Here is a 24,654-nt window from a genome sequence, read left to right as displayed (position 1 = left end):
CACTCACGAGGGCTGGGCGGCTGGTTCCGGTGCGCGGACGCCCTCGGCCAGCTCGGCGGTCAGCGCCCGCACCGCCTCGGTGCCCTCGGTGGCCCTGCTGACGAGCGCCGAGCCGACGATCACCGCGTCGGCGAACCCGGCCACCTCCGCGGCCTGCTCGCGCGACCGCACGCCGAGCCCCACGCCGATCGGCAGGTCGGTGTGCGCGCGGGTGCGCCGCACCAGCTCCGCGGCTCCGGAGCCGACCCTGTCCCGCGCGCCGGTGACGCCCATGACCGCGGTCGCGTAGACGAAGCCCGTGGTGGCACCGGCCGTGAGGTGCAGCCGTTCCTCCGACGACGAGGGAGCCACCAGGAAGATCCGGTCGAGACCGTGCGCGTCGGACGCCGCGATCCAGTCACCCGCCTCGTCCGGGGTGAGGTCGGGAGTGATCAGCCCGAGCCCGCCCGCCGACGCGAGGTCCCGCGCGAACCGGTCCACGCCGTAGCGGTACACCGGGTTCCAGTACGTCATGACCACGGCGCGCCCGCCGCGCGCGGAAAGGGACTCCACGACCTCGAACAGGTGCTTGAGCCGGAACCCGGCCTTCAGCGCCGCGTCGGCCGCCGCCTGGATGGTCGGCCCGTCCATCACCGGGTCGGAGTAGGGAACACCCACCTCGACCAGGTCGGCCCCCGCGTCGAGCGTCGCCGCGAGCAGCTCCTTCGACGCCGCCACGTCGGGGTAGCCCGCGGGCAGGTAGCCGATCAGCGCACCGCGCCGCTCCGCCCGCGTCCGCTCGAACAGCTCGCCGAGCCCGGTCACAACTTCTCCTCGTCCACCAGCTGGAAGTACCGCGCCGCGGTGTCCACGTCCTTGTCGCCGCGGCCGGAGAGGCTCACCAGGATGTGCGCCTCGCCGCCCAGCTCCCGGCCCAGCCGCAGCGCACCGGCGAGCGCGTGGGCCGACTCGATCGCCGGGATGATGCCCTCCGTGCGCGACAGCAGCTGGAATGCCTCCATCGCCTCGGCGTCGGTGACCGCGCGGTACTCGGCGCGCCCGGTGTCCTTGAGCCACGAGTGCTCGGGCCCGACCCCCGGGTAGTCCAGCCCCGCCGAGATCGAGTAGGCCTCGGTGGTCTGCCCGTCGGCGTCCTGCAACAGGTACGAAAGGGCCCCGTGCAGCGTGCCCGGCGTGCCCTTGGTGAGGGTGGCCCCGTGCTCGCCGCTGTCCAGGCCCTTTCCGCCGGGTTCGAGGCCGACGAGCCGCACGTCCGCGTCGTCGAGGAAGCCGTGGAAGATGCCGATCGCGTTGGACCCGCCGCCGACGCACGCGGCGACGACGTCCGGCAGCCGCCCGGTGAGCTCGAGGATCTGCGCCCTGGCCTCCTCGCCGATCACCTTGTGGAAGTTCCGCACCAGCAGCGGGAACGGGTGCGCGCCCGCGGCCGTGCCCAGCAGGTAGTGCGTGGTGTCCACATTGGTCACCCAGTCCCGCAGCGCCTCGTTGATGGCGTCCTTGAGGGTGCGCGAGCCGGTCTTCACCGGGATCACCTCGGCGCCGAGGAGCCGCATGCGGGCGACGTTGAGCGCCTGCCGCTCGGTGTCGACCTCGCCCATGTAGATCACGCAGTCGAGCCCGAGCAGCGCGCAGGCGGTGGCGGTGGCGACGCCGTGCTGCCCGGCCCCCGTCTCGGCGATGACCCGCTTCTTGCCCATCCGCTTCGTCAGCAGCGCCTGGCCCAGCACATTGTTGATCTTGTGCGAGCCGGTGTGGTTGAGATCCTCGCGCTTGAGGAAGATCCGTGCACCGCCCGCGTGCTCGGCGAACCGGGGAGCCTCGGTGAGCAGCGACGGCCTGCCCGCGTAACCGGAGAGCAGGCGGGAGAGCTCGTCGTGGAACGCGGGGTCCAGGCGCGCCTTGTCGTACTCGGCGGACAGCTCGTCGAGGGCGCCGATCAGCGCCTCCGGCATGAACCGCCCGCCGTACGGCCCGAAGTGCCCGCGCTCGTCCGGGTCGTGCTCGCCGCGCGGGGGCTTGTCCTCGCCGTCGTCGGTCATCGGCTCGGCCTCGGGCACGCGGGGTGCGAGCCCGCGGTGACGAGCTTGACGAGCGCGCCCTTGGGATCCTCGGACGCGACCAGCCCCTCCCCGACGAGCACCGCGTCGGCGCCCTGACCGGCGTAGGCCATCAGGTCACCCGGCCCGCGCACGCCGGACTCGGCGATCTTGAACGTCTCCATCGGCAGGCCGGGGGCCAGCCGGGCGAAGACGTCGCGGTCGACCTCGAGCGTGTGCAGGTTGCGCGCGTTGATGCCGATCACCGAGGCACCCGCCTCCAGCGCCCGGTCGGCCTCCTCGGCGTTGTGCACCTCCACCAGCGCGGTCATGCCCAGCGACTCGACGCGGTCGAGCAGCGCCGACAGCGCGTTCTGCTCCAGGGCGGCCACGATCAGCAGGACCATGTCCGCACCGTGCAGGCGCGCCTCGTGCACCTGGTACGGGCTGACGATGAAGTCCTTGCGCAGCAGGGGGACGTCCACCGCGGCGCGGACGGCGTCGAGGTCGGCGAGCGAGCCGCCGAACCGGCGCTGCTCGGTGAGCACGCTGACCACGCGCGCGCCCGCGTCGGCGTAGTCCTTCGCCAGCGCGGCCGGATCCGCGATCGGCGCCAGCTCGCCCTTGGACGGGCTGCGCCGCTTGACCTCGGCGATCACCCCGATCCCCGACTCCCGCAGCGCCGCGAGCGCGTCCCGCGGCTCGGGCGCCTTGGCGGCGCGTTGCTTCAGTTCGTCGAACGGCAGTGCGGCCTCCCGCTCGGCCAGGTCGGCCCGCACGCCCGCGACGATGTCCTCCAGAACGCTCACCGGGTTACCCCACCGGGTGTCGCGGTCGCTGATTCACTCGCAAGGTGGCTCACAAAAACCTTCCCCTTCCCGCCGAAAAGATGCTAACCCCGGCGCCGAAGCGCATCTGTTCCGGGGCGGAGACAACCTTTCTCACCAGCGCAGACGACACCCTGTTAACTCCGCGTGGTCGGATCCTCGCCATCCGAGAGCGCGTCCCACAGCTCCGTGCCTGGGTCTCGCTCCGCCCGTTTGGCGCCCGGCGCCGAGTACTTCGCGCCGAGCCGCGGCATCCGCCCCGCCTTGCGCAGCCCGAGCAACCCGCCCACCACGATCAGCGCCCCGCCCGCGACGGCGAGCCCGTGCGCGGCGTACATCTCGGCCACCGGCGCGCCCTCGGGATGGCCTCCGAACCGCAGCCCGGACAGCGCCACCCAGCACGCGGCCACCCCCGCGGCCACGAGCACGCCGCCGAGCAGCCGCCGCGGCCAGCCGCCGGTGGCGACCATCCCGGCCACCCCGGCCAGCGCGAGCACGGCGAGCGGGATCAGCGCACCGGAGCGCTCCGCACCGGTCTGCGTGCGCAGCACCGTGCCGCGCACGCCGCCGTCGGCCGACTCGGCGAACCAGACCAGGCGCGACGAGGCCCACAGCGCGGCCGCACCGAGCAGCAGCGCGCCCACCGACATCCACAGTGGACGCTTGCCGCTCCGCGCTCCGGCCTCAGACACCGGCATCCCCCGCCCGGCCCGGCACGGTGGCGGGCGCGAGCGTACCGGCCGCCGCGACGGCGGAAAGCACCGTGCGGGCCTTGTTGAGCGACTCGTTGTCCTCGTAGTCGGCGTCCGAGTCGGCCACCACCCCGCCGCCCGCCTGCACGTAGGCGACGCCGTCGCGCATCAGCGCGGTGCGGATGGCGATGGCGGTGTCGGCGTCGCCCGCGAAGTCGAGGTAGCCGACGACGCCGCCGTACAACCCGCGGCGGGTGGGCTCGAGTTCCTCGATGAGCTCCATCGCCCGGACCTTCGGCGCCCCGGACAAGGTCCCCGCCGGGAAGCACGCCCGCACCGCGTCGAAGGCGGTGCGGCCCTCCGCCAGCTCCCCGGTCACGGTGGACACCAGGTGCATCACGTGGCTGTAGCGTTCGATCGCGAAGAACTCGACCACGCGGACCGTGCCGGGCTTGCAGACCTTGCCGAGGTCGTTGCGGCCGAGGTCGACGAGCATGAGGTGCTCCGAGCGTTCCTTCTCGTCGGCGAGCAGGTCCTTCGCCAGCTGCGCGTCCTCCTCCGGGTCGACGCCGCGCCAGCGCGTGCCCGCGATGGGGTGCGTCGTGGCCCGCCCGTCGCGCACGGTCACCAGCGACTCCGGGCTGGAGCCGACGATGTCGAAGCCGTCGAGCCGCAGCAGGTACATGTACGGGCTCGGGTTGGACGTGCGCAGCACGCGGTAGACGTCGAGCGCGTCGGCGCCGGTGCGCATCTCGAACCGCTGCGACGGCACGACCTGGAACGCCTCGCCCGCGTGGATCGCCTCGACCGCGCGGTGCACGGCCGCGTGGAAGTCCTCCTTGCTGCGCCGCCGGGTGAACTCGGGGGCGGGCCGGTCGAACACCGCGTTCGTGGCCGGTGCGGGCGTGCCCAGCCGCACGGTCATCTCGTCGAGCCTGCGCACGGCGTCGTCGTAGGCCGCGTCGACGCGCTCGGGCGAGTCGTCCCAGTTCACGGCGTTCGCGATGAGCGTCACCGTGCCCTCGTGGTGGTCGAACGCCGCGAGGTCGGTGGCCAGCAGCATCGTCAGCTCGGGGATGTCGATGTCCTTCTCGGCCAGCTCGGGAAGGCGTTCGATCCAGCGGACCGCGTCGTAGCCGATGTAGCCGACCATGCCCCCGGTCAGCGGCGGCATGCCGGGCAGCGGCTCGGTGTGCAGGATCTCGATGGTCTCCCGCAGCACGCTCAGCGGGTCGCCACCGGTCGGCAGCCCGGCGACCGGCGTCCCGGTCCACACGGCCTCGCCGTCGCGCACCGTGAGTGCCGCGGGACTGCGCACGCCGATGAACGACCAGCGTGACCACGACTCGCCGTTCTCCGCCGACTCGAGCAGGAACGTGCCGGGGCGGTCGCCGGCGAGCTTGCGGTAGAGCGCGACCGGCGTGTCCGCGTCGGCGAGCAGTCGCCGCACCACCGGGATCACGCGCCGGTCACCGGCGAGCGCGCGGAACTCGTCGCGCGCCGGGCTGACCGCGCCGAGCCCAGCACCGGCGTCGAGGGAGTGGGCAGTCACCATGCGCACATTGTGCCGTCGCCGCCACCCGGGCTCCGCGCGGGGCAGATCTCAACGCTTGTTGAATTCAGTCCGTGGATCGGCCATGATGGTGCCTGTGACGACCGCCAACGGCAAGACTACCGGCGTCCGGCGGCGCGGCCGCAGGCCCGCGGGGGAGGACACGAGGGCGGCGCTGGTCACCGCCGCGCGGACGGAGTTCGCCGAGCACGGTTACGACGGCGCGACCGTGCGGTCGATCGCCGCCAGGGCCGGGGTCGATCCGGCCATGGTGAACCACTGGTTCGGCAGCAAGGACGGGCTGTTCGCCCAGGCCGTGCTGCGCGTGCCGTTCGATCCGCAGGTGGTGCTCGACCAGGTGACCGCGGATGGACCCGAACACCTCGGGGACAACATCGTGCGCACCTTCCTGGCCAACTGGGACGGCGCGGGCGGCGAGGTGTTCATCGCGCTGGTCCGCAGCGTCACCGCTCGCGACGAGGCGCTGCGGGCGCTGAAGGACTTCCTCGTGCACCGCATGTTCAAGGGCATCACCGAGGCGGCCGGCTGCGACCGGCCCGAGCTGCGGGCGTCCCTCTGCGCGAGCCAGATCATCGGCATGGGCATGGCGCGCTACGTCATCGGGCTGGAGCCGCTGGCCTCCGCCGACATCGAGACGATCGTCGCCGGGGTCGCGCCGACCCTGCAGCGCTACCTGACCGGCGACATCGACTGAGACGGCCCGCCGCCGCTCACCCGTCGTCGGCGAGCAGCACGCGGTCGTCGGTGTCGAAACACGTGTGCGTGCCGGTATGGCACGCGGGCCCCGTCTGGTCGACGCGCACCAGCAACGTGTCGGCGTCGCAGTCGATCCGCACCTCGCGCACGCGCTGCGTGTGCCCCGACGTCTCGCCCTTCACCCACAGCCGCTGCCTGCTGCGCGACCAGTAGGTGGCCCGCCGCGTGGTCAGCGTGCGGTGCAGCGCCTCGTCGTTCATCCAGGCCACCATGAGCACGTCCGAGGTGCCGTGCTCGACCACCACCGCGCACACGAGGCCGTCCGGGGTTCTCGTGAGCCGCTCCGCGATCGCCGGGTCGAGCGCGTCCGTCACCGGACCACGACTCCCTGTGCCCGCAGCGCGTCCTTCACCTCGGCGATCTTGAGCTCCCCGAAGTGGAACACGCTCGCGGCCAGCACCGCGTCGGCACCGGCGTGCACGGCGGGCGGGAAGTGCCCGGGGCTGCCCGCGCCGCCGCTGGCGATCACCGGCACCCGCACCGCGCGGCGCACCAGTTCGATGAGCTCCAGGTCGAACCCGGCCTTCGTGCCGTCGGCGTCCATCGAGTTCAGCAGGATCTCGCCGACACCGAGCTCCTCGCCCCGCGCGGCCCACTCGACCGCGTCGATCCCGGTGCCGCGCCGGCCGCCGTGCGTGGTCACCTCGAAGCCGGACGCCGTGGGCTCGCCGCCCTCCGGCACCCGCCTGGCGTCCACGGAGAGCACCACGCACTGTGCGCCGAACCGGCGCGAGGCCTCCCGCAGCAGCTCCGGTCGCGCGATCGCCGCGGTGTTGATGCTGACCTTGTCGGCACCGGCCCGCAGCAACCGGTCGATGTCGTCGCAGCCGCGCACGCCGCCGCCCACGGTGAGCGGGATGAACACCTGCTCAGCGGTACGCCGGACCACGTCGAAGGTGGTCTCGCGGTTGCCCGAGGACGCGGTGACGTCGAGGAAGGTGAGCTCGTCGGCCCCCTCCGCGTCGTAGGCCCGCGCCAGCTCCACCGGGTCACCGGCGTCGCGCAGGTCCGCGAAGTTGACGCCCTTCACCACCCGGCCCGCGTCCACGTCGAGACACGGGATCACCCTCACCGCCACGGACATGCCTCCCAGGGTACGGGGCACGGCGGCGGCGACCGTGACCGCATCCGCGGCCCGCGGATTCGTGACGATTCTGTCAAGAAATTGTCACGCACAGCGCGAATCCGAAAAAAGTCTCGGCACAACTGCCTGCTAGCGTTATGCCGACTTTTCCGAATTGGAGATCCCATTCCCGGGGGGAGCCGTTCCCGTATGACAGCCAGCCCAACCCTGCGGGTCCTCGTCGACCCGTCCGATGTCGGGCGACCGGGCGGCGAGCCCGCCCGGCGGCGTTCCGTCCTGCTCGCCGTCCTGTCCGTGCTCACCGGCACGGCGGCGATCGGCTGGCACGGGGCCCTGTACGGGAACTGGATCGTCGACGACGCGGCCATCACCTTCGCCTACGCCCGGAGCTTCGCGGACGGCCTCGGCCCGGTGGTCCACCCCGGCGCGGAGGCGGTGGAGGGCTTCTCCAACCCGACGTGGCTGCTGCTGCTGGCGCTCGGCAAACTGGTCGGCCTCTTCGACCACGGAACGCTGTTCGGCGTCCCCGACTACGTGCTGTTCCCCAAGGGTCTCGCGCTCCTGTGCTGCGCGGGCATCCTCACCGTCTGCTACCTGGTCGCCCGCCGCGTCACCCGGCGGCCGTGGCTGGTGACCGCGGCGACCGGGCTCGTCCTCGCGGCCATTCCCTCGTTCGTCATCTGGAGCTTCTCCGGGCTGGAGAACTCGCTGTACGCGCTGACCGTCGTCGCGCTGGCCGCGGTGCTGTTCCTCGCCGTCCTCGACGGCAGGCTGCGCACGGCGAAGGTCGCGCTGGCGGCGGGCGCGCTCGCCGCGGTCGCGGCGCTGACCCGCCCCGAGGGACTCGTCTACGCGGGCGCGTACCCGCTGCTGGCGCTGGTCCTGCTGCGCAGGCCGCTGCTGCGGCCCAGCATCCGGAACGCGGCGCTGTCGGTGGCCGCGTTCGCGCTGCCGGTCGGCGGCTACTACGCGTGGCGGCTCGCCACGTTCGGGCAGTGGCTCTCGAGTCCCGCCGTGGCCAAGTCGCAGAGCCTGCCCGCGCTGTCCGACTTCGCCCGGCCGGGCGAGCTGGTCGCGTACGCGGGCGCGCCCGCGGTGCTGGTGGTCGCCGCGGTACTGGCGATGGCCCTGGCCCGGCCGCTGTGGTGGCGGCAGGCCATGCTCGCCCTGCTGGTGCCGCTGGGCCTCGCCCTGTTCGCCTACGCGGTGCTCGAGTCCGACTGGATGGAGCAGTACCGCTTCGCGACGCCCGTGTGGGTGCTCGGCGCGCTGGTCGGCTCCCTGGCGGTGGCCGACGTGTTCCGGCACTCGCGCCCGCGCAGACGGGCCTGGCTCGCCGCGGGGCTCGTGGTGGCCGCCCTGCCGTCGGGCGCGGCCTACGCCGAGTCCGCCGAGGAGTTCCGGGCCAACCCGAACATCTCGGCGTGCTACGTCGCCGACCGGCTCGGCCGCAACTTCAACGCCTACGCCGACATCCTCGGGCTGCGGGAGGCGTCCCTGCTGCTGCCCGACCTGGGCGGCTCCGCCCTGACGACCCGGCTGCACCTGGTGGACATGGCGGGACTGGGTGAGCCGAGGATCGCCGAGTTCATCCGCAACGGGGACATGGCGGGCCTGCGGGACTACGTGTTCGAGGAGGTCAAGCCCACGTTCATCCACTCGCGCTGGCCGTGGGCCTCGGGCAACGGCATCTCGTCCGACCCGCGGATCGCGCGCGACTACCACCAGCTCTACAGCTACCCCGACGACGATCCGCCGAACGGGGACTGGGTGCGCAAGGGCGCCGTACCGGACCAGGCCACGCTCGCCGAGCTGCGCCGGTACGCCCGCACCGAGGTGGAACGGGTCGAGCGGGACTCCCGCACCGCCACGTACCCCCTGCGCAGCTGCGGCGACACGCTGCGGCCCGGCCAGACCACCGTCGGCCAGACCTGAAGCCGGGGCGGCGGAGACGCCGCGCTATCCACGTTCCTCCCACCCCGAGCCGCGCGGCACGGTGAGGGTGAACACCGCACCGCCGTCGTTGTGCACCTCGAGGTGGCCGCCGTGGGCGAGCGCGTTCTCCCTGGCGATCGCCAGCCCGAGACCACTGCCCTCGGTGTAGCGCCGGGAACGGTCCGCACGCACGAAGCGGTCGAACAGGACCGGCAACAGCTCCTCCGGAACCCCGGCGCCGGAGTCGGCCACGCGCAGCGTCACGGTGTCCGGCGCCGAGCCGTCGACGGTCACCGTGATCGGCTCCGCGCCGTGCCGCACCGCGTTCGCGAGCAGGTTCCGCACGATGGTGAGCAGCCTCCGTGGATCGCCGGTCACCTCGTCGTCACCGGAGGCGCGGACGGTCACGTCCGCTCCACTCGCCACGAGGTCGGCCGCCTCGGCCGCCAGCTCCCCGAGCCGGACCCGCTCGGGGAGCAGCTCCGCGACGCCCGCGTCGAACCGGGAGATCTCCAGCAGGTCGTCGACCAGCCGCGCGAGCCGGCGGGACTGCGCACCGAGCAACCGGGCCGACCGGGCCGGTGAACCGGTGCCGGCGTGCTCGAGCCCGTCGGCCGCAGCCACCATCGCCGCCACGGGCGTGCGCAGGTCGTGCGCCACGTCGGCGACGAACCGGCGCTGCTGCCGGTCCTTGTCGCGCAGCTGCTCGATCGATTCGCCGACGCGGACCGCCATGGCGTTGAACGCGCGGGAGAGGTCGGCGAGCTCGTCCCGCCCCTGGACGGGAACCCGCGTCTCAAGGGTGCCGTCCCCGAGCTCACGCGCGGCCCGGGCGACCTCGCGGACCGGGCGCTGGATCCGCCGCGCGGCCACCGTCGCGGCGGGCACCCCGAGCGCCGCGACGCCGAGCGCGATCAGGGTGAGCACCCACCGCAGCCTGGCGAGGTCGCCCTCCAGCCGCGCCAGCGAGTAGTACTCGGCCAGCACCAGGCCAGGGACCACCTCGCCGGTGAGCACGAGCATCGGCGTCCCGCCGACCGTGATCTCGGCGGAGCCGCCCCGGTCGACCAGTGTTTCGTCGAGCGGGGCGGCCACGGTTCCCCCGCCGGGGAGGACCTGGCCCGGTGGCACCTCCGGCTGCCCGGGAAGGTCCGCGTCGAGGTCGAAGACGGACCACCCGAGCCCGAGCCGGTCGCGCATGTAGAGCGCGACGACCTCGATGCGGTTCACCTCGCCCTCGACCGAGACGAGCCGGTTGCGCGCCTGGGTCAGGTCGGACCGGATTCCGGCCGTGGCGGCCGCGACGAACCGGTCCCTCGCCTGGTCGGCCTGCAGCCGGTACGCGGCCAGCGCCATGGCGGCGGTGGCCGTGGTGGTGACGAGCACGACGGCGAGCGCGATCCGGGCTCGCAGCCCGAGCCGGGCCCGCCACCTCACGGTCCGGCCAGGCGGTAGCCGAGGCCGCGCACGGTACGCAACAGCACCGGGTTACCCGGATCCGGTTCGATCTTCGCCCGCAACCTCGCCACCGCGGCGTCGACGAGGCGGGAGTCCCCGGCGAAGCCGTAGTCCCACACGCGCTTCAGCAGGGTCGGCCTGCTCAGCACCTGACCCGGATGCTCGGCGAACTCGATCAGCAGCCGCAGTTCGGTGGCGGTGAGGTGCAGTTCGGAGCCGTCGCGGCGCACGATCATCGCGACCGGATCGATCTCCAGGTCGCCGACGGTCAGGATCCGGGTCTCGGCGGCGGGCGGCGGCGCGGCCGCCGCCCGCCGGAGCACCGCCTTCATCCTCGCGTCGACGACCCTCGGCTCGGTGGGCTTGACCACGTAGTCGTCCGCACCACCCTCCAGCCCCACCACGACGTCGATCGGGTCGCCGCGTGCGGTCAGCAGGATCACCGGCACCGTACTGCGGGTCCGGATCCGGCGGCACACCTCGAATCCGTCGATGCCGGGGAGCATCACGTCGAGCAGGACCACGTCCGTGTTCGCGATCTCCCTGCCGTCGTCGAACAGTGTCGCGAGCGCGTGCTCCCCGGTTCCGGCGAGCGCCACGTCGTGCCCCAGCCCGGTGAGCGCGAGCGAGAACGCCTCGGCGAGCGCGTCGTCGTCCTCCACCAGCAAGATCCGCGACATACCCGCACTGTAGTGGCCTGAGGTGCCGGTCGTGGCGCGGATGCCGGGGGACGACGAGGTCAGCGGTGCCCTCGGGCGGGACATCGCGGTGCGGGCCGCGCACCACTCGCGCCGGTCGCCGGCGCGGCGACGCACCGGCGGCGGTCTGGCGTGACCGGCTACGTTGAGGCCATGCCCGACGAGCTGGAGCGGCTGCGCCGCGAGAAGTACGTGCTGCTGACGACGTTCCGGAAGAACGGCGATCCCGTGCCCACCCCGGTGTGGTCCGCCCGCGACGGCGACCGGCTCGTGGTCTTCAGCGAGCGCGCCGCGGGCAAGGTCAAGCGCATCCGGCGCGACCCCCGGGTGGAGGTGACGGCGTGCGACCTCCGTGGCCGCAGGACGCACGGGCCGACCGTGCCCGGCACCGCGCGGATCTTGGACGACGAGGGCAGCGACCGGGCCCGGGCCGCGATCGCGCGGGAGTACGGCCTGGTCGGGCACGTGACGATGTTCTTCAGCAGGCTGCGCGGCGGCAGGCAGCGCACCGTGGGCATCGCGGTCGAGCTGGCCCCGGCAGGCGATCACAGCAGCTCGGGGTAGCGCGCCGGGTCGAGGTTGGCGCCCGTGAGCACCGTCGCCATCAGCCCGCCCGGCAGATCGTGCTCGGCGATGGCCGCGAGCCCCGCGGCACCCGCGGGCTCGAGGAGCACGCCGAGTGTCCGCGCGGCCAGCCGCATCGCGCGCAGGATCGCCGCGTCGTCGACGAGGACCATGTCGTCCACCAGGCGCCTGGCGCGCGCGACCGACTCCGGCAGCGGCCTGCGGACGTTGATGCCCGCCGCGAACGAGCCGCCGCCCGGCTCCGTCACCACCGTTCCCTCCCGCCAGCTGCGGGCGAAGCTCGGCGCCCCCTCCGCGCCCACCCCGACGACGCGCACCGAGGGCGCGTGGGTCTTCAGCCAGCACGCCACGCCGTTGATCAGCGCCCCGTCACCGACCGGAACGACGACGGTGTCGATCCCGGGCGTCTCCAGCAGCTCCACGCCGATCGTGCCCGCACCCTCGGCGATCGCGGGCTCCCTGCCGTCCACGACGAGCCGGGCGTCCGGATGCCGCTCGGCGTACTCGGTGGCCGCCGCCTTCTCGTCACCATCCACTGTGGATACTCGTGCGCCGAGCGCCGCCATGCGGCGCGATTTCACCTGGCTGATGTCGCGGGCCACGAAGACGTGCGCGTGCAGCCCGTACTTGCGCGCGGCGTAGGCCACCGCCTGCCCGAAGTTGCCCGCCGAAGCGCACACCAGCCGCGTCCCGGGCGGGATGTCCCGCGCCAGGAAGTCCATCCCCCTGCCCTTGAAACTGCGCAACGGGTTGAGGGTCTCCACTTTGGTCACAACGGTGCGGCCGAGCGCGGCGGCCAGTTGCCCGTCGACGTACTGCGGCGTGTCACGGAACAGCGGGTCGACCACCTTGGCGGCCTCGGCGATGCGGTCGGCGCTGAGATCGAGATCGGTCATGCCCGCGACGCTAGACCGGAACGCGGTGACGCCGATTGAAAGTTCTCGCGCCGCGACGCAAAATTCTTGCGTGCCTCGTCCCATTCCACTCGACGACATCGACCGCCACCTGCTCACGCTGATCCAGGCCGACTCCACGCGTGGACTGCACGAACTCGGGGAGGAGGTGGGCCTCTCGGCGAGCGCGGTGCAGCGCCGGCTCACCCGCTACCGCACGTCCGGCCTCCTGCGGGGCGAGGTCGCCGTGCTCGACCCCCGCGTGCTCGGCGGGGCGATGCCCTCGATCGTGCTCGTCGCGCTCGACCGCGAGTCGGCCGCCCTGCACGCCGCGTTCCACGCTCGGATGCTGGCCGAACCCCGCGTGCAGCAGTGCTACAGCATCGCGGGCCAGTGGGACTACGTCGTCGTGCACGTCACCGAGGGGCTGGCCGAGAGCCGCGCGCTCTCCGAACGGCTGTTCCTCGGCGACCCCAACGTCCGCAGGTACGACACGCTGCCCGCGGTCGAGACGATCAAGCGCGGGCTCGCGCTGCCGCTGCCGGAGGAGTAGGTCAGGCCTCCGCGACCGCGGCGAGGGCCTCGGGCAGCGTGAACGCGCCCGCGTAGAGCGCCTTGCCGACGATCGCGCCCTCCACCCCGTCGCGGGCGAGGGTGGCGAGCGCGCGCAGGTCGTCGACGCTGGACACACCACCGGACGCGATCACGGCCGCGTCGGTGCGGGCCGTGACCTCGCGCAGCAGGTCGAGGTTCGGCCCCCGCAGCGTGCCGTCCTTGCTGACGTCGGTCACGACATAGCGCTGCGCGCCGTCCTGGTCGAGGCGGTCGAGGACCTCCCAGAGGTCGCCGCCGTCGCGTGTCCAGCCGCGGGCGGCGAGCCGGTGCCCGGCCTCGGTGATCCGCACGTCCAGGCCGATCGCGACGCGGTCGCCGTGGGTGGCGACGACCTTCGCGCTCCACTCCGGATCCTCGAGCGCGGCGGTGCCGAGGTTCACCCTGCGCGCGCCGGTGGCGAGGGCCGCCTCGAGCGACGCGTCGTCACGGATGCCGCCCGAGAGCTCCACGTGCACGTCGAGCTTGCCGACGACCTCGGCGAGCAGCTCACGGTTGGAGCCCTTGCCGAACGCGGCGTCGAGGTCGACCAGGTGGATCCACTCGGCACCGTCCCGCTGCCAGGACAGCGCGGCCTCCAGCGGGGAGCCGTAGGAGGTCTCGGTGCCGGCCTCGCCCTGCACGAGGCGGACGGCCTGGCCATCGGCCACGTCGACGGCGGGAAGGAGGGTGAAGGTCACGGGGCCACTATAGGAGCGGGCGGTTCCGCCGGTTCACAGGGTGCGGAGCCAGTTCCGGAGCAGCTGCGCTCCCGCGTCCCCGGACTTCTCCGGGTGGAACTGGGTGGCCCACAGCGGCCCGTTCTCCACGGCGGCGACGAAGTCCTCCCCGTGGTGGGCCCACGTCACCGTGGGTTGCTGACCGGCGAGCCCCGAGTCCAGCTCCCACTTGCGGACGGCGTAGGAGTGCACGAAGTAGAACCGGGTGTCCGCGTCGAGACCGGCGAACAGCCCGGAGCTCTCGGGGGCGCGCACCGTGTTCCACCCCATGTGCGGCAGGACGTCGGCGTGCAGGCGTTCGACCGTGCCCGGCCACTCGCCGGTGCCCTCGGCGGTCACCCCGTGCTCGACGCCCCGCTCGAACAGGATCTGCATGCCGACGCAGATGCCGAGCACGGGCCTGCCCCCGGCGAGGCGCGTGCCGATGATCTTCTCGCCGCCGACGGAGAGCAGGCCCTCCATGCAGGCGGCGAACGCCCCGACGCCCGGCACCACCAGGCCGTCGGCCGCCAGCGCGGCGCGATGGTCGGCGGTGACCTCCACGTCGGCGCCGGCGCGCTGCACGGCGCGCTCGGCGGAGCGGAGGTTGCCGGAACCGTAGTCCAGGATCACGACGCGAGGCACACCTCCAGGCTAATCCGTCGCCGACGCCCGAGCGCACCGGGTTTTCGCCGCCGTCGGTCAACGGGGGTGGCGGGCGCGGATCGCGACGGGGAGCAGCGCGAAAGCCGACACGGCGACCAGACCGAAGGCCACGGGGAAGCTCGTGCCCGACACGATGGCTCCCACCGCGACCGCACCGAGCCCGGTCCCCGCGTCGAACGCGACGTTCCAGACCATGCTGGCCTGCCCCGCCGGGGAACGGGCGAACATGGTGACCAGCGAGTCGTTCTGCACCACGCCGAAGCCCGCGCCGAACGCCGTCACCGCGACGACGGCGAGCACGGGCTCGGCCGTCCACACCGCGACGCCGAGCAGCCCGGCGGCGGACACCGCGAGCGCCGCGGGGAGCATCCGGCCCGGGCCGCTGAGCCGGTCACCCAGCTGGCCGGCCAGCCATCGGGTGAGCATGGCCGCGCCGGGAGCCAGGAACAGCGCCACGGCGGCGGCCGTCGCGTTCTCCAGCGCGATCGGCAGGAAGGTGGTGAGCGCTCCGAAGCCGGTGGAGACCGCCAGCATCACCGCCCACGGTGCCCAGGTCGCGCCCGCCAGGGAACGCAGGCCGCCCCGACCGCGCCGCTGGTACCGCGGGAACACCTTCGGCAGCAGCAGGGTCGGCACCAGCGCCACCGCGGGCAGCGCCGTGGCCAGCAGGAACACCGGCGGGAAGGCCCAGTGCTCCGCGATCGCCGTGCCCACCGAAAGGCCGAGCAGCTGCGGGACGCCCACCGCGAGCCCGTGCAGCCCCGCGCCCCTGGCCAGCGAACCGGTGGGCAGCAGCTCGGCGATCAGCGCGCTGCCGCACACGGTGAGCAGCCCGAAGCCGAGCCCGCGGACCAGGGAGATGGCGAGGATCGACGGCGCGCTGGTCGCGACGATGAGCAGCGGCGCGGGAGCGCCGACCAGCAGCGCACCCCACAGCAGCCCGGCCCGGTAGCCGAACCGGCGGACGAACGCGGGGACGGCGAACTGGGCGGCCACGGTGCTGCCCATGAACACCCCGGTGGCCGCTCCCGCGGCGAACGCGCCCGCGCCCTGGCGCACGGCCCAGAGCGGGACGACGGGCAACAGCAGCGCGTAGCCGAAGAAGGCCGCCAGCGAGGCCAGCAGCATGAGGCTGAAGCCGCGGTTGCGCAGTGGGGAGGGTTGCTGCGCCCCGGCGAGCGAGGAGGACGAGGGCACCCACCCGTTCTAGTACGGGCGTACCTGTTCTGTCCACCGAACAGCCGGTCGCGCGGGGAGAAACGTGGCCGGAATCGCGGCCCGCGCTCGCCGGGCACGCCGTGGCCTCCGGCATCCCGCTGCCCGGCCGGTGCCGTACCCGGCGAGCGGATCCGGAAAGCGCTGGACACACCGGCGATCATCGCGGGGTGGACTGGACCATCGAACCGGTGCCGCCGCACCACCCGGACGCAGGCACCATCCTCCGCCGGTACTTCACCGACATCGCGAGCCGCTACCTCGGCCGCCCGGTGACGGACGCGGAACTGGCCGCCGCGCTCGCCGCGGAGCCGAGCGACGACCTCGTGTCGCCCACCGGCCTGTTGCTGGTGGCCCGGCAGGCTGGCCACCCGGTCGGCTGCGCGGGAGTACGTCTCCTCGAACCCGACGTCGCGGAGCTGACCCGCGTGTTCACCGAGCCGGGACTGCGCGGGCGGGGCCTGGGCGGCACGCTCGTGCTGGCGGCCGAGGAGGCGGCGCGGTCGCTCGGGGCCCGGCTGGTCCGCCTCGACACGCGGCACGACCTCGTGGAGGCACGCCGGTTGTACGTCCGGCTCGGCTACCGGGAGATCGACGCCTACCACGACGGCCCCTACGCCGACCACTGGTTCGAGAAGGCGCTCACGGGCGAGCCCAGGCCACCAGCTCGGCGGCGGACATGGTGTTGACCACGTCCTCGGCGCCGACACCGCACTCCGCCGCCCGCACACAGCCGTAGGGCTGCCAGCCGAGCTGACCCGGCGTGTGGGCGTCGCTGTCGATGGCGAACCGGCAGCCGAGTTCGCGGGCCAGCCGGAGCAGCCTGCGCGGCGGGTCCAGCCGTTCCGGCCGGGAGTTGATCTCCACGGCCACGTCGTGCTCCCGGCAGGCGGTGAACACGGCCTCGGCGTCGAACGCGGACTCCGGCCTGCCCCTGCCCTTGACGAGCCGTCCCGTGCAGTGGCCCAGCACGTTCACCCGCGGGTTCGCCACGGCGGTGAGCATGCGCTCGGTCATCTCGGGCGCGGCCATCCGCAGCTTCGAGTGCACGCTGGCGACCACGACGTCCAGTTCCGCCAGCAGCCCGGGGTCCTGGTCGAGCGCGCCGTCGTCGAGGATGTCCACCTCGATGCCGGTGAGCACGCGGAACGGGGCGAGCCGCTCGTTGAGGCCGGCCACCACGGAGAGCTGCCGCCGCAACCGGTCGGCGCTCAGCCCGTTCGCGACGGTCAGCCGCGGCGAGTGGTCGGTGAGCACCATCCAGTCGTGGCCGAGCGCGATCGCGGCCTCGGCCATCTCCTCGATCGGGCTGGCGCCGTCCGACCAGTCCGAGTGGGTGTGACAGTCGCCGCGCAACGCCGACCGCAGCGGGCCGCCGTCCGGCAGCTCCTCCCCCGGCCTGCCGGTGAGCCTCGCCAGGTAGTCCGGTTCCCGGCCGGCCACGGCGTCGGCGACGATGGCCGCGGTGGTCTTCCCGATGCCCGGCAGCGACGTGAGCGTTCCCGCGCGGACCCGCTCGGCCAGCTCGTCGCCGGACAGCCCGGCCACCACGGTCGCGGCCTTCCGGAACGCGCGAACCCGATAGCCCGGTTCCCCGACCCGTTCCAGCTCGAGGGCGATCTGGCGCAGCACGCGCACGGGGTCCACGGCGTCAGCTCCTCGGCAGCGCGTGCAGCTCGACGCCGGTGAGGGCGCCGTCCGCCACCGTCGCCGTCAGGTACGTGCAGTGCGGCTGCCTGCGGCGGTCGGTGGGCGACCCGGGGTTGAGCAGCCGCAGACCGCCGGGGGTGACGCTGTCCCACGGGATGTGGCTGTGCCCGAAGACGAGCACGTCCGTGCCGGAGAAATCCCGTTCGCACCGCCGCTCGCGGCCCTTCGCCGGCCCGGTCTCGTGCACGACCGCCAGCCGGAGACCGGCCAGCTCCGCCCTGGCCACCTCCGGCAGCCGGGCCCGCAGCTCGGGCCCGTCGTTGTTGCCGTACACCCCGATCACCCTGCGCGCGGCCGCCTCCAGTTCGTCGAGGAGCCGCACGTCCACCCAGTCGCCCGCGTGCACCACGACATCGGCCGCGCCGACCTCCGCCCAGATCCGGTCGGGCAGTTTCCTGGCACGCTGGGGCACGTGGGTGTCCGCCACGACGAGCAGGCGCACGCTCGACCCCCTTCGGAATCCGCCGGCTGTCAGCCCCCGAGGTTGGACACCGCCGCCTCCAGCCCGGCCGCCAGCTCGTCGAAGTCCCGCTCCGACAGCTGCCGGTCGCCGATCTGCCTGCGCAGGTCGTCGCGGGAGACGACGACGAGTGCTCCAGCGTAGCGATCGGACCCCAGGTCGTCCCCGCCGAGCAGCGTCGGCCTGCCCTCGTGGACGACCAGCGTCGATCCGGGCAGGTCGGACTCCAGCAGGGCCCGCACGTCGTCGCCGGTGATCCGCATGTCCGCGCTCCTTCGTCTCGCCTGGTCGCCGAGGCGGATACCCCACCTGTTCGAGATCGAATCGGTATGTTCCCGCCACCGGTGCGGGCGGCGGGCGAAACGACCGGTCGGGCGCCCGGCGGGAGCCGCTGACCAGCGCGGACGCGGGCGGCGTCACCAGCGGCGGGGCGGCTGCGGGGCACCCGCGCCGGGCAACGTATCTTGACCTGGGAGTCCTGGCCCATGAGCCGTCGGACGTGGAGGGTTGCCTTGCCACAGGATCGCCAGTGGCCCGAGTCGCACAACGAACAGACGGACGTGCTTCCTGCTGTGCAGGCACGTCCCGGCCAGGGGTACGCGCACCAGGGTCATGCGCACAACGCCACCGAGGCCACCCAGAACTTCTCCGCGGACAGCCTCGCGACGCAGCAGTTCCACCCGGCGCACCCGGGGGCCACCGAACGGATCGCCGCGACGCCGGGACCGGACGGCCAGGAACCGGCCGCCCGCAACCGGTTCCGCAAGCCCGCGATCATCGCGGGCGCCGTGTTCGGCGTTCTCGCCCTCGTCTACGGCATCGACCTGCTGGTGACCCAGGGCTCCGTGCCGCGCGGGGTCACGGTGACCGGTGTCGAGGTCGGTGGCATGAGCCAGCACGACGCCGAGGAGAAGTTGCGCGCGGAGATCGAGCCCAGGCTCACCGAGCCGGTGCGGTACGTCGCCGGTGCGGTCGAGGACTCGTTCGACCCGAAGGCCGCCGGGCTCGGCCTGGACTGGTCGGCGACGCTCGAGCAGGCAGGCGACCAGCCACTGAACCCGATCACCCGGATCACGTCGTTCTTCACCACGCGTGAGGTCGGCGTCGTCACGCAGGCGGAGCCCAACCAGCTCGACAACGCGATCGCCGAGCTGCGCGGCACCATCGACCGCGAGCCCGTCGAGGGCAACGTGACCTTCGAGGGCGCCACGCCGGTTCCGGTGGAGCCGAAGCAGGGCCAGGAGCTGGACGCCGAGGGCGCGAAGGCGGCCATCATCGGCCAGTGGGCCTCCGGCGGCCCGGTCACGCTGCCCGTGCGGGAGACGCCCGTCCAGGTCACCGCGGAGGCGGTGCGGACGGCTCTGGAGCAGATCGCGAAGCCCGCGGTCTCCGGCCCCGTGATCGTGCACGGCGAGGGCAAGGACGGCACCCTCGAACCCGAGGAGATCGCGGCGGGGCTGTCCTTCAAGGCGGAGAAGGACACGCTCAAGCCGCAGCTGGACCGGAAGAAGATCATCGCGGGCGTCCAGCCGGAACTGGCCTCCACGGAGCAGGAGGGCAAGGACGCCGAGATCGTGTTCGAGGGCGGCGAGCCCACGGTGGTGCCCTCGCAGGAGGGCAACGTCATCAAGTGGGACAAGACCCTCAAGCCGCTGCTGGACGTGCTCAAGAAGACCGAAGGCCGCGAGCTGGACGCCGTGTACGAGAAGAAGCCGGCCAAGGTCACCACCGAGGAGGCCAACAAGCTCGGCATCAACGAGGTGATCAGCGAGTTCACCACCGGGGGCTTCGCGCCGGACTCCGGCGTCAACATCCGGGTGGTCGCGGAGGAGGTCGACGGCGCGATCGTCAAGCCGGGCGAGACGTTCAGCCTCAACGGCCACACCGGTCCGCGCGGCACCGCGCAGGGGTACGTGCCCGCGGGGATCATCGAGAACGGCCAGCCCGGGGAGGCCGTCGGCGGCGGCATCTCGCAGTTCGCCACCACGCTCTACAACGCGTCGTACTTCGCGGGCATGACCGACGCCGGCCACCGCGAGCACAGCTACTACATCAGCCGGTACCCGATGGGGCGCGAGGCGACGGTGTTCCAGAACCCCGACGGCTCCAGCGTCATCGACCTGAAGTTCACCAACAACACCCCCACCGGGGTGGCGATCCAGACGATCTGGACACCGTCCAGCATCACGGTGCGGCTGTGGGGCACCAAGCACTACGAGGTCGAGTCCGTGACCGGCGAGCGCACCAACATCGTGCCGCCCGGCACCACGGAAGGGCCGAAGGAGAACTGCCACCCGAGTGGCGGCGCCGAGGGCTTCACCGTCACCGACACCCGGATCATCCGCGACGCGGACAGCGGGGAGGTCGTCCGGCGCGAGCCGCGCACGGTCGTGTACAACCCGAGGGACAAGGTGGTCTGCAAGTAGCGCCACCCGGTTATCTCGGTGGCCCGCGGGGCGCCCGCGTGCCAAGCTGGGCATCCGTACAGGCGGTGGCCTGGTGACCTCGGAGGTTCGCATGGCAGAGCAGGCACCATCGGCGGAGCCCGAGGGCGGCGCCCCGGACGACGACGTCAAGCGCCGGTTCCGGGAGGCGCTGGAGCGCAAGCAGGCGAAGGCCAAGGCGGGCACGGCCCATGACGACCTCGGCTCCAAGGCCGGGCACGCCCACGGCCCCGCCGCGCACAAGCGCAGCTTCCGCCGCAAGAGCGGCTGAGGCCCGCCGGGCAGTGAATGGCACATTCCCTGCGTTCAACGCTGGCGATGTGCCATTCACTGCCGTCTGGACTCAGCCGGTGTGGATCGAGCGCAGCCGCGGCAGCTCGGCCATGCGGCGCTCGGCGAGGCGGTCCGCGGCCGTCACCGGGGGCACGCCCTCGTCGGCGGCCAGCGCGAACACCGCCTTCGCGGTGTCGTAGATCGTGCCCGCCTTGCGCTTCGCCCGCTCGAAGTCGAAGCCGTGCAGCTCGTCGCTGACCTGGATGACACCACCGGAGTTCACGAGGTAGTCGGGCGCGAACAGGATGCCCTTCTCGTCCAGCTGCTTCTCGACCCCCGCGTGCGCGAGCTGGTTGTTGGCCGCGCCGCACACGATCCGCGCGCGCAGCACGTCCACGGTCGCGTCGTCGAGGGCACCGCCCAGCGCGCACGGCGCGTAGATGTCCAGGTCCGCCCGCACGAGCGCGTCGGCGTCCGGGACCGTCTCGACGCCGGGGTGCGCCCGCCGCACGCGGTCGATCGCCTCCTCGGCGACGTCGGTGACCACGACCTCCGCGCCGGCCTCCACGAGGTGACCGACGAGGATGTGCCCGACCTTGCCGACGCCCGCGACGCCGACGCGCCTGCCGCGCAGCTCGGGGCTGCCCCACAGGTGCTCGGCGGAGGCCCGCATGCCCTGGAAGACGCCGAACGCGGTGAGCACCGACGAGTCGCCCGCGCCGCCCTCGTCGCGGGACCGCCCGGTGACGAACCGGGTCTCGCGGGCGATGACGTCCATGTCGGCGACGTAGGTGCCGACATCGCACGCCGTGATGTAGCGGCCACCGAGCGACTGCACGAAGCGGCCGTAGGCCCGCAGCAGCGCCTCGGACTTCAGCGTCTTCGGGTCGCCGATGATGACGGCTTTCCCGCCGCCCAGGTCCAGCCCGGCCAGCGCGTTCTTGTAGGCCATGCCCTTCGACAGGGCGAGCACGTCGTCGAGCGCGTCGCTCTCCGTCGCGTAGGGGTGGAAACGGGTGCCGCCGAGGGAGGGCCCGAGCGCGGTCGAGTACACCGCGATGATCGCCCGCAGCCCGGTGTGGGCGTCGTGGCAGAAGACAACCTGCTCATGGCCGCTGTCGCGGCCGAATACACCTTCGGTCACGGTGGTGACTCCTTTGTCAGCCCCGGCGCGCGGCTTGTGGTCGCCCGCCGGCGGTGCCTGCCGGATACGCGGTGAGCGCGGAAGGGTGTTTCCGCGTGATCTCCGCTGGGGCCGAACCTATTCCCCCGGACCACCGAACGCCACCACTGACGCGCGAACGTTGGGATGGGAAGATCCCGCCGTGACCCGAGTGCGATCCGCGCCGCCGCTGTTGCTGCTCCTGCACGGTCTCGGCGGCAACCGGCACGTGTGGCAGGGCCTCGGCGAGCTCCTGCCGCAACGCTGGCCCGGCGACTGGCTGGCCCCCGACCTGCCGGGACACGGAGCCGCCGCCCCGCTGCCGAGATACTCCTTCGGTGCCATGGCGGCGGCCCTCGCGGAGCGGCTGCCGCGGGATCGGCCGGTGGCGGTGCTGGGGCACTCCCTGGGTGGCGCGCTCGCGCTGACCCTGGCTTCCGGCTGGTTCGGCGTGCGGGTCATGGCCGCCTGCGGGCTGGGGATCAAGGTGCGCTGGTCGGCGGCCGAGCTGGCCAAGGCCGGGGAGCTCGCCGCGGCCCCCGCACGCAGCTTCGGCACGCGCGAGGAGGCGGTGCGCCGGTGGCTGCGCGTGTCCGGCCTGACGGACCTGGTCGCCGCCGGCTCCCCCGCCGCACGGGCCGGCGTGACCGGCGGCGACGGCGCCTGGAGGTTGGCGCTGGACCAGGGCGCGTTCGGCGTCGGCGCCCCGGACATGCCGGGACTGCTCGGTGCGGCCAGGGCGGACGTGGTGCTCGCGGCGGGCGAGCACGACCCGATGTGCCCCGTCGAGCACCTGTGGGACCTGCGCGCCGACCACGTCGTCCTGCCCGGCCTCGGGCACAACGCGCACGTGGAGGACCCGGCCGCCCTGCTACCCGTGCTGGACCGGCTCGTGAGCGAAGAACGTGGTTAGCACCACGTTATGCACTCACGACGTCACCCAGCGCGGCCATCGCCTCGTCGAGCTGGGTGTCGGACAGGTACGGCGCGGGACCGAAGCGCAGGTAGTCGCCCCTGCTGTCGGTGTGCACCCCGCGCTCGGCGAGCGCGGCGCACACCCCCGCGGCGTCCCGGCAGCGCACCGCCAGAAACCCGCCGTAACCGGATCGCGGGGTGTCCCGGTCGCGCGTCGCCACGTCCTCCGGCAGGTCCAGTTCGTCGAACCGCCGCGCGAGGCGTTCCGTCTGCCGCAGTGACACGTCACGCAGCCGCAGCGGCGTGAGGTGCTGCTCGGCGAAGAACCGGAACACCCGCGCCGCCCGGTAGTGGCTCGTCGGGTCGTAGGTGGCGCCCGCGAACCGGTCGCCACCCGCCGCGTAGGCCACCCGCTCCGGACGCCCGGCGTCGGCGAGCGCGCCGAACTCGGCGAACCAGCCGGTGACCACCGGCCGCAGCTCCCGCGCGTGCCCGGGCAGCCGCAGCACGCAGTTGCCCTCCCCGAGCTGCAGGTACTTGTAACCGCCGCCGAGGACCCACGCGCCGGCCAGCCCCTCGCCCGGCACGGACATCGGCACCGCTCCGAGGGCGTGGTAGGCGTCCACGACCAGCTCCGTCCCCCGGCGCGCGCATGCGGCCGCGAGGTCGCCGAGCCCGGGCACCAGCCGCGCCGTCGCGAACAGCACCCGGGACACCAGGACGGCGGCGGTGCGGTCGTCGGCCTCGGCGGCGAGCCGCTCGGCCAGCGTGCCCGCCGGCTCGGCGGGCACCCGGACCACCTCGACGCCCTCCTCGGCGAGCCGGGCGAGCTGGCGGCGGACGGTGTGGAACTCGCCGTCGGTGGTCACCAGCCGCGGCCGGGAACGCAGGTCGAGCGCGGAGAGCAGGCGCACGAGCAGCTCGTGGGTGTTCGCTCCCAGCGCCAGCTCCGCGCCCGGCTCGCCGAGGAAGACGCGGAACCCCTCGCGGACCTCCTCTGCCTTGGCGAACGCCGCCGCCCACTTGGCGTCGACGTCGCGGGCGGCGTCGTCGAAGGCCTCCAGCTGGCCCTCCCGCGCCACGTCCGGCCACGCCTGGTGCGAGTGCCCGGTGAGCAGCAGCCGTTCGGCCACCCGGAACCGCGAGTAGTGCCTCGCCAGGTCGTTCACAGCTCGCTCCGCACGGCCCACAGATCGGGGAAGACCGGGCTGGACAGCGTCGTGCGCAGGTAGGCGGCGCCGGAGGAGCCGCCGGTTCCGGCCTTGTCCCCGATCGTGCGCTCGACCATCTTCACGTGCCGGTAGCGCCATTCCTGCACGCCCTCGTCGAGGTCCACCAGGTGCTCGCACACGGTCGCGGGACCCGCGTCGTCGCGGTAGACCCGCAGCAGCACGCGCTGCAGCTCGGGCGAGGGCTCCAGCGGCCGTTCGACGTCCCGCCGCGCCGGGACGGGGTAGCCGTGGGCCGCGAGATAGGCGACGAAGGAGTCGAACAGGGAGGGGCGCGCCATGGCGGCCGCGATGCGCTCCCGGGCCCCGGTGCCCTCGGGGTAGTGCTCGAACACCCGCCGGTCGCGCCTGCCGAGCACGGCCTCCAGCTCCCGGAACTGCCCGGACTGGAACCCGCTCGCGGCGTCCAGCCGCGTGCGGAAGCTGGCGAACTGGCTCGGCGTCATCGTCTCCAGCACGTCGATCTGCGCGACCACCACCTTGAGGATCGTCAGCACCCGGCGCAGGGTGCGCACCGCGTGCGGGGTGTCGCCGTCCTCCAGCCGCCGCTGCAGGTAGGCCAGTTCGTGCAGCAGTTGCTTGAACCACAGTTCGTACACCTGGTGGATGACGATGAAGAGCATCTCGTCGTGCTCCTCGGAGCGCGGGCGTTGTGCGCCCAGTACCTCGTCCAGCGCGAGATACGACGAGTAGGTCAGTGCCGCGTGCTGGTCGCTGTCGGTCATGGTGGGTA

Annotated in this window: 28 protein-coding genes; 9 read left to right on the top strand and 19 right to left on the bottom strand. The window is 73.2% G+C overall.

Features of this window, described 5'->3' with window-relative positions:
- Window positions 1-3: 3 nt before the first annotated feature.
- The 5 genes from trpA to B0I33_RS09440 all read right to left on the bottom strand — a co-directional run bounded on the left by trpA (window position 4) and on the right by B0I33_RS09440 (window position 5,110).
- Window positions 4-804 carry a tryptophan synthase subunit alpha gene (trpA, locus tag B0I33_RS09460; RefSeq protein ID WP_106178165.1) on the bottom strand — a complete coding sequence of 267 codons (801 nt, stop codon included), beginning with the start codon at window positions 802-804 and terminating at the stop codon, window positions 4-6.
- The gene (gene trpB, locus B0I33_RS09455) at window positions 801-2,057 is read right to left on the bottom strand and encodes a tryptophan synthase subunit beta (protein ID WP_425440455.1); all 1,257 of its coding nucleotides are present in this window, start codon (window positions 2,055-2,057) and stop codon (window positions 801-803) included. Before trpB ends, trpA begins: the two co-directional genes overlap by 4 nt.
- Window positions 2,036-2,845: an indole-3-glycerol phosphate synthase TrpC gene (trpC, locus tag B0I33_RS09450; protein WP_106178164.1), complete on the bottom strand. Its 810-nt coding sequence runs from the start codon at window positions 2,843-2,845 to the stop codon at window positions 2,036-2,038. Before trpC ends, trpB begins: the two co-directional genes overlap by 22 nt.
- 155 nt (window positions 2,846-3,000) lie before the next feature.
- A complete protein-coding gene (locus B0I33_RS09445) occupies window positions 3,001-3,513 on the bottom strand; it encodes a Trp biosynthesis-associated membrane protein (RefSeq protein WP_106178163.1) in 513 nt (170 codons plus the stop codon).
- A gap of 34 nt (window positions 3,514-3,547) precedes the next feature.
- On the bottom strand, window positions 3,548-5,110 hold the full coding sequence (locus tag B0I33_RS09440; protein WP_106178162.1) for an anthranilate synthase component I: 1,563 nt from the start codon (window positions 5,108-5,110) through the stop codon (window positions 3,548-3,550).
- An 85-nt stretch (window positions 5,111-5,195) separates the two neighbouring features.
- Between B0I33_RS09440 and B0I33_RS09435 the strand changes: the two genes are divergently transcribed.
- Window positions 5,196-5,822 (top strand): TetR/AcrR family transcriptional regulator, encoded by a 627-nt coding sequence (locus tag B0I33_RS09435; protein WP_245900552.1) that lies wholly within the window; start codon window positions 5,196-5,198, stop codon window positions 5,820-5,822.
- Between the two features lie 16 nt (window positions 5,823-5,838).
- On the opposite strand, the gene hisI is transcribed toward B0I33_RS09435, so the two are convergent.
- Both hisI and hisF read right to left on the bottom strand, forming a co-directional pair.
- Entirely contained in the window at window positions 5,839-6,198 is a 360-nt protein-coding gene (hisI, locus tag B0I33_RS09430) for a phosphoribosyl-AMP cyclohydrolase (RefSeq protein WP_106178160.1), read from the bottom strand.
- Complete coding sequence (hisF, locus tag B0I33_RS09425; RefSeq protein WP_106178159.1) at window positions 6,195-6,968, bottom strand: imidazole glycerol phosphate synthase subunit HisF; 774 nt, start codon at window positions 6,966-6,968, stop codon at window positions 6,195-6,197. The genes hisI and hisF overlap by 4 nt, the downstream gene beginning before the upstream one ends.
- Window positions 6,969-7,157: 189 nt before the next feature.
- Here hisF and B0I33_RS09420 point away from each other — a divergent pair, with 189 nt between their 5' ends.
- Window positions 7,158-8,903: a hypothetical protein gene (locus B0I33_RS09420; protein ID WP_106178158.1), complete on the top strand. Its 1,746-nt coding sequence runs from the start codon at window positions 7,158-7,160 to the stop codon at window positions 8,901-8,903.
- 24 nt (window positions 8,904-8,927) lie between these two features.
- Here B0I33_RS09420 and B0I33_RS09415 read toward each other — a convergent pair whose 3' ends face one another.
- Both B0I33_RS09415 and B0I33_RS09410 read right to left on the bottom strand, forming a co-directional pair.
- The gene (locus tag B0I33_RS09415) at window positions 8,928-10,340 is read right to left on the bottom strand and encodes a sensor histidine kinase (protein ID WP_245900519.1); all 1,413 of its coding nucleotides are present in this window, start codon (window positions 10,338-10,340) and stop codon (window positions 8,928-8,930) included.
- On the bottom strand, window positions 10,337-11,041 hold the full coding sequence (locus B0I33_RS09410; RefSeq protein ID WP_106178157.1) for a response regulator transcription factor: 705 nt from the start codon (window positions 11,039-11,041) through the stop codon (window positions 10,337-10,339). The genes B0I33_RS09415 and B0I33_RS09410 overlap by 4 nt, the downstream gene beginning before the upstream one ends.
- A gap of 31 nt (window positions 11,042-11,072) precedes the next feature.
- On the opposite strand from B0I33_RS09410, the gene B0I33_RS30685 reads away from it, so the two are divergent.
- Together B0I33_RS30685 and B0I33_RS09405 are read left to right on the top strand one after the other, a co-directional pair.
- On the top strand, window positions 11,073-11,195 hold the full coding sequence (locus B0I33_RS30685; RefSeq protein ID WP_281259356.1) for a hypothetical protein: 123 nt from the start codon (window positions 11,073-11,075) through the stop codon (window positions 11,193-11,195).
- A 17-nt stretch (window positions 11,196-11,212) separates the two neighbouring features.
- The gene (locus B0I33_RS09405; RefSeq protein ID WP_106178289.1) at window positions 11,213-11,623 is read left to right on the top strand and encodes a PPOX class F420-dependent oxidoreductase; all 411 of its coding nucleotides are present in this window, start codon (window positions 11,213-11,215) and stop codon (window positions 11,621-11,623) included.
- Here B0I33_RS09405 and B0I33_RS09400 read toward each other — a convergent pair.
- Window positions 11,605-12,540, bottom strand: coding sequence for a threonine ammonia-lyase (locus tag B0I33_RS09400; protein ID WP_106178156.1), 936 nt, complete (start codon window positions 12,538-12,540; stop codon window positions 11,605-11,607). The genes B0I33_RS09405 and B0I33_RS09400 overlap by 19 nt on opposite strands.
- A 70-nt stretch (window positions 12,541-12,610) precedes the next feature.
- Between B0I33_RS09400 and B0I33_RS09395 the strand changes: the two genes are divergently transcribed.
- Window positions 12,611-13,090, top strand: coding sequence for an Lrp/AsnC family transcriptional regulator (locus tag B0I33_RS09395; RefSeq protein ID WP_245900518.1), 480 nt, complete (start codon window positions 12,611-12,613; stop codon window positions 13,088-13,090).
- Between the two features lies 1 nt (window position 13,091).
- Here the strand turns inward: B0I33_RS09395 and priA are convergent, their stop codons facing one another.
- From priA to B0I33_RS09380, 3 genes are read right to left on the bottom strand one after another with little or no spacing between them, the layout of a single operon-like run.
- Window positions 13,092-13,829 (bottom strand): bifunctional 1-(5-phosphoribosyl)-5-((5-phosphoribosylamino)methylideneamino)imidazole-4-carboxamide isomerase/phosphoribosylanthranilate isomerase PriA, encoded by a 738-nt coding sequence (gene priA, locus B0I33_RS09390; protein WP_106178155.1) that lies wholly within the window; start codon window positions 13,827-13,829, stop codon window positions 13,092-13,094.
- Between the two features lie 33 nt (window positions 13,830-13,862).
- Window positions 13,863-14,492 (bottom strand): imidazole glycerol phosphate synthase subunit HisH, encoded by a 630-nt coding sequence (hisH, locus tag B0I33_RS09385; protein ID WP_106178154.1) that lies wholly within the window; start codon window positions 14,490-14,492, stop codon window positions 13,863-13,865.
- Window positions 14,493-14,549: 57 nt separating this feature from the next.
- Window positions 14,550-15,710: an MFS transporter gene (locus tag B0I33_RS09380; RefSeq protein WP_245900517.1), complete on the bottom strand. Its 1,161-nt coding sequence runs from the start codon at window positions 15,708-15,710 to the stop codon at window positions 14,550-14,552.
- Between the two features lie 188 nt (window positions 15,711-15,898).
- Between B0I33_RS09380 and B0I33_RS09375 the strand changes: the two genes are divergently transcribed.
- Complete coding sequence (locus tag B0I33_RS09375) at window positions 15,899-16,417, top strand: GNAT family N-acetyltransferase (protein ID WP_106178153.1); 519 nt, start codon at window positions 15,899-15,901, stop codon at window positions 16,415-16,417.
- Here B0I33_RS09375 and B0I33_RS09370 read toward each other — a convergent pair.
- From B0I33_RS09370 to B0I33_RS09360, 3 genes are read right to left on the bottom strand one after another with little or no spacing between them, the layout of a single operon-like run.
- Complete coding sequence (locus B0I33_RS09370; RefSeq protein ID WP_106178152.1) at window positions 16,371-17,375, bottom strand: PHP domain-containing protein; 1,005 nt, start codon at window positions 17,373-17,375, stop codon at window positions 16,371-16,373. The two genes, B0I33_RS09375 and B0I33_RS09370, sit on opposite strands and share 47 nt — an antisense overlap.
- Before the next feature lie 4 nt (window positions 17,376-17,379).
- Complete coding sequence (locus B0I33_RS09365; protein WP_106178151.1) at window positions 17,380-17,880, bottom strand: metallophosphoesterase family protein; 501 nt, start codon at window positions 17,878-17,880, stop codon at window positions 17,380-17,382.
- Window positions 17,881-17,909: 29 nt separating this feature from the next.
- Window positions 17,910-18,161, bottom strand: coding sequence for a hypothetical protein (locus B0I33_RS09360; protein WP_106178150.1), 252 nt, complete (start codon window positions 18,159-18,161; stop codon window positions 17,910-17,912).
- A gap of 249 nt (window positions 18,162-18,410) precedes the next feature.
- Here B0I33_RS09360 and B0I33_RS09355 point away from each other — a divergent pair, with 249 nt between their 5' ends.
- Window positions 18,411-20,324, top strand: a complete 1,914-nt coding sequence (locus B0I33_RS09355) for a VanW family protein (protein WP_245900516.1) — start codon at window positions 18,411-18,413, stop codon at window positions 20,322-20,324.
- 91 nt (window positions 20,325-20,415) lie between these two features.
- Window positions 20,416-20,613, top strand: coding sequence for a DUF5302 domain-containing protein (locus tag B0I33_RS09350; protein ID WP_106178148.1), 198 nt, complete (start codon window positions 20,416-20,418; stop codon window positions 20,611-20,613).
- Window positions 20,614-20,685: 72 nt separating this feature from the next.
- On the opposite strand, the gene B0I33_RS09345 is transcribed toward B0I33_RS09350, so the two are convergent.
- Window positions 20,686-21,759 carry a Glu/Leu/Phe/Val dehydrogenase dimerization domain-containing protein gene (locus B0I33_RS09345; protein WP_106178147.1) on the bottom strand — a complete coding sequence of 358 codons (1,074 nt, stop codon included), beginning with the start codon at window positions 21,757-21,759 and terminating at the stop codon, window positions 20,686-20,688.
- A gap of 190 nt (window positions 21,760-21,949) precedes the next feature.
- On the opposite strand from B0I33_RS09345, the gene B0I33_RS09340 reads away from it, so the two are divergent.
- Window positions 21,950-22,690: an alpha/beta fold hydrolase gene (locus B0I33_RS09340; protein ID WP_425440463.1), complete on the top strand. Its 741-nt coding sequence runs from the start codon at window positions 21,950-21,952 to the stop codon at window positions 22,688-22,690.
- Between the two features lie 7 nt (window positions 22,691-22,697).
- Here B0I33_RS09340 and B0I33_RS09335 read toward each other — a convergent pair whose 3' ends face one another.
- Both B0I33_RS09335 and B0I33_RS09330 read right to left on the bottom strand, forming a co-directional pair.
- Window positions 22,698-23,861, bottom strand: a complete 1,164-nt coding sequence (locus B0I33_RS09335; protein WP_106178146.1) for a kynureninase/PvdN C-terminal domain-containing protein — start codon at window positions 23,859-23,861, stop codon at window positions 22,698-22,700.
- On the bottom strand, window positions 23,858-24,646 hold the full coding sequence (locus B0I33_RS09330; RefSeq protein WP_106178145.1) for a tryptophan 2,3-dioxygenase: 789 nt from the start codon (window positions 24,644-24,646) through the stop codon (window positions 23,858-23,860). The genes B0I33_RS09335 and B0I33_RS09330 overlap by 4 nt, the downstream gene beginning before the upstream one ends.
- Between the last annotated feature and the right edge of the window lie 8 nt (window positions 24,647-24,654).

The organism is Prauserella shujinwangii, assembly GCF_003001955.1.
GTDB classification, from domain to species: Bacteria; Actinomycetota; Actinomycetes; order Mycobacteriales; family Pseudonocardiaceae; genus Qaidamihabitans; species Qaidamihabitans shujinwangii.
This window is presented reverse-complemented; position numbering and strand designations above follow the sequence as displayed.

Coding starts and splice junctions, on each gene's coding strand:
- hisF (WP_106178159.1), bottom strand. CDS start 6,968: ATGTCCGTGGCGGTGAGGGTGATCCCGTGTCTCGACGTGGACGCGGGC.
- B0I33_RS09435 (WP_245900552.1), top strand. CDS start 5,196: ATGGTGCCTGTGACGACCGCCAACGGCAAGACTACCGGCGTCCGGCGG.
- B0I33_RS09360 (WP_106178150.1), bottom strand. CDS start 18,161: ATGCGGATCACCGGCGACGACGTGCGGGCCCTGCTGGAGTCCGACCTG.
- B0I33_RS09440 (WP_106178162.1), bottom strand. CDS start 5,110: ATGGTGACTGCCCACTCCCTCGACGCCGGTGCTGGGCTCGGCGCGGTC.
- B0I33_RS09405 (WP_106178289.1), top strand. CDS start 11,213: ATGCCCGACGAGCTGGAGCGGCTGCGCCGCGAGAAGTACGTGCTGCTG.
- B0I33_RS09445 (WP_106178163.1), bottom strand. CDS start 3,513: ATGTCGGTGGGCGCGCTGCTGCTCGGTGCGGCCGCGCTGTGGGCCTCG.
- B0I33_RS09330 (WP_106178145.1), bottom strand. CDS start 24,646: ATGACCGACAGCGACCAGCACGCGGCACTGACCTACTCGTCGTATCTC.
- B0I33_RS09420 (WP_106178158.1), top strand. CDS start 7,158: ATGACAGCCAGCCCAACCCTGCGGGTCCTCGTCGACCCGTCCGATGTC.
- B0I33_RS09400 (WP_106178156.1), bottom strand. CDS start 12,540: ATGACCGATCTCGATCTCAGCGCCGACCGCATCGCCGAGGCCGCCAAG.
- B0I33_RS09350 (WP_106178148.1), top strand. CDS start 20,416: ATGGCAGAGCAGGCACCATCGGCGGAGCCCGAGGGCGGCGCCCCGGAC.
- B0I33_RS09410 (WP_106178157.1), bottom strand. CDS start 11,041: ATGTCGCGGATCTTGCTGGTGGAGGACGACGACGCGCTCGCCGAGGCG.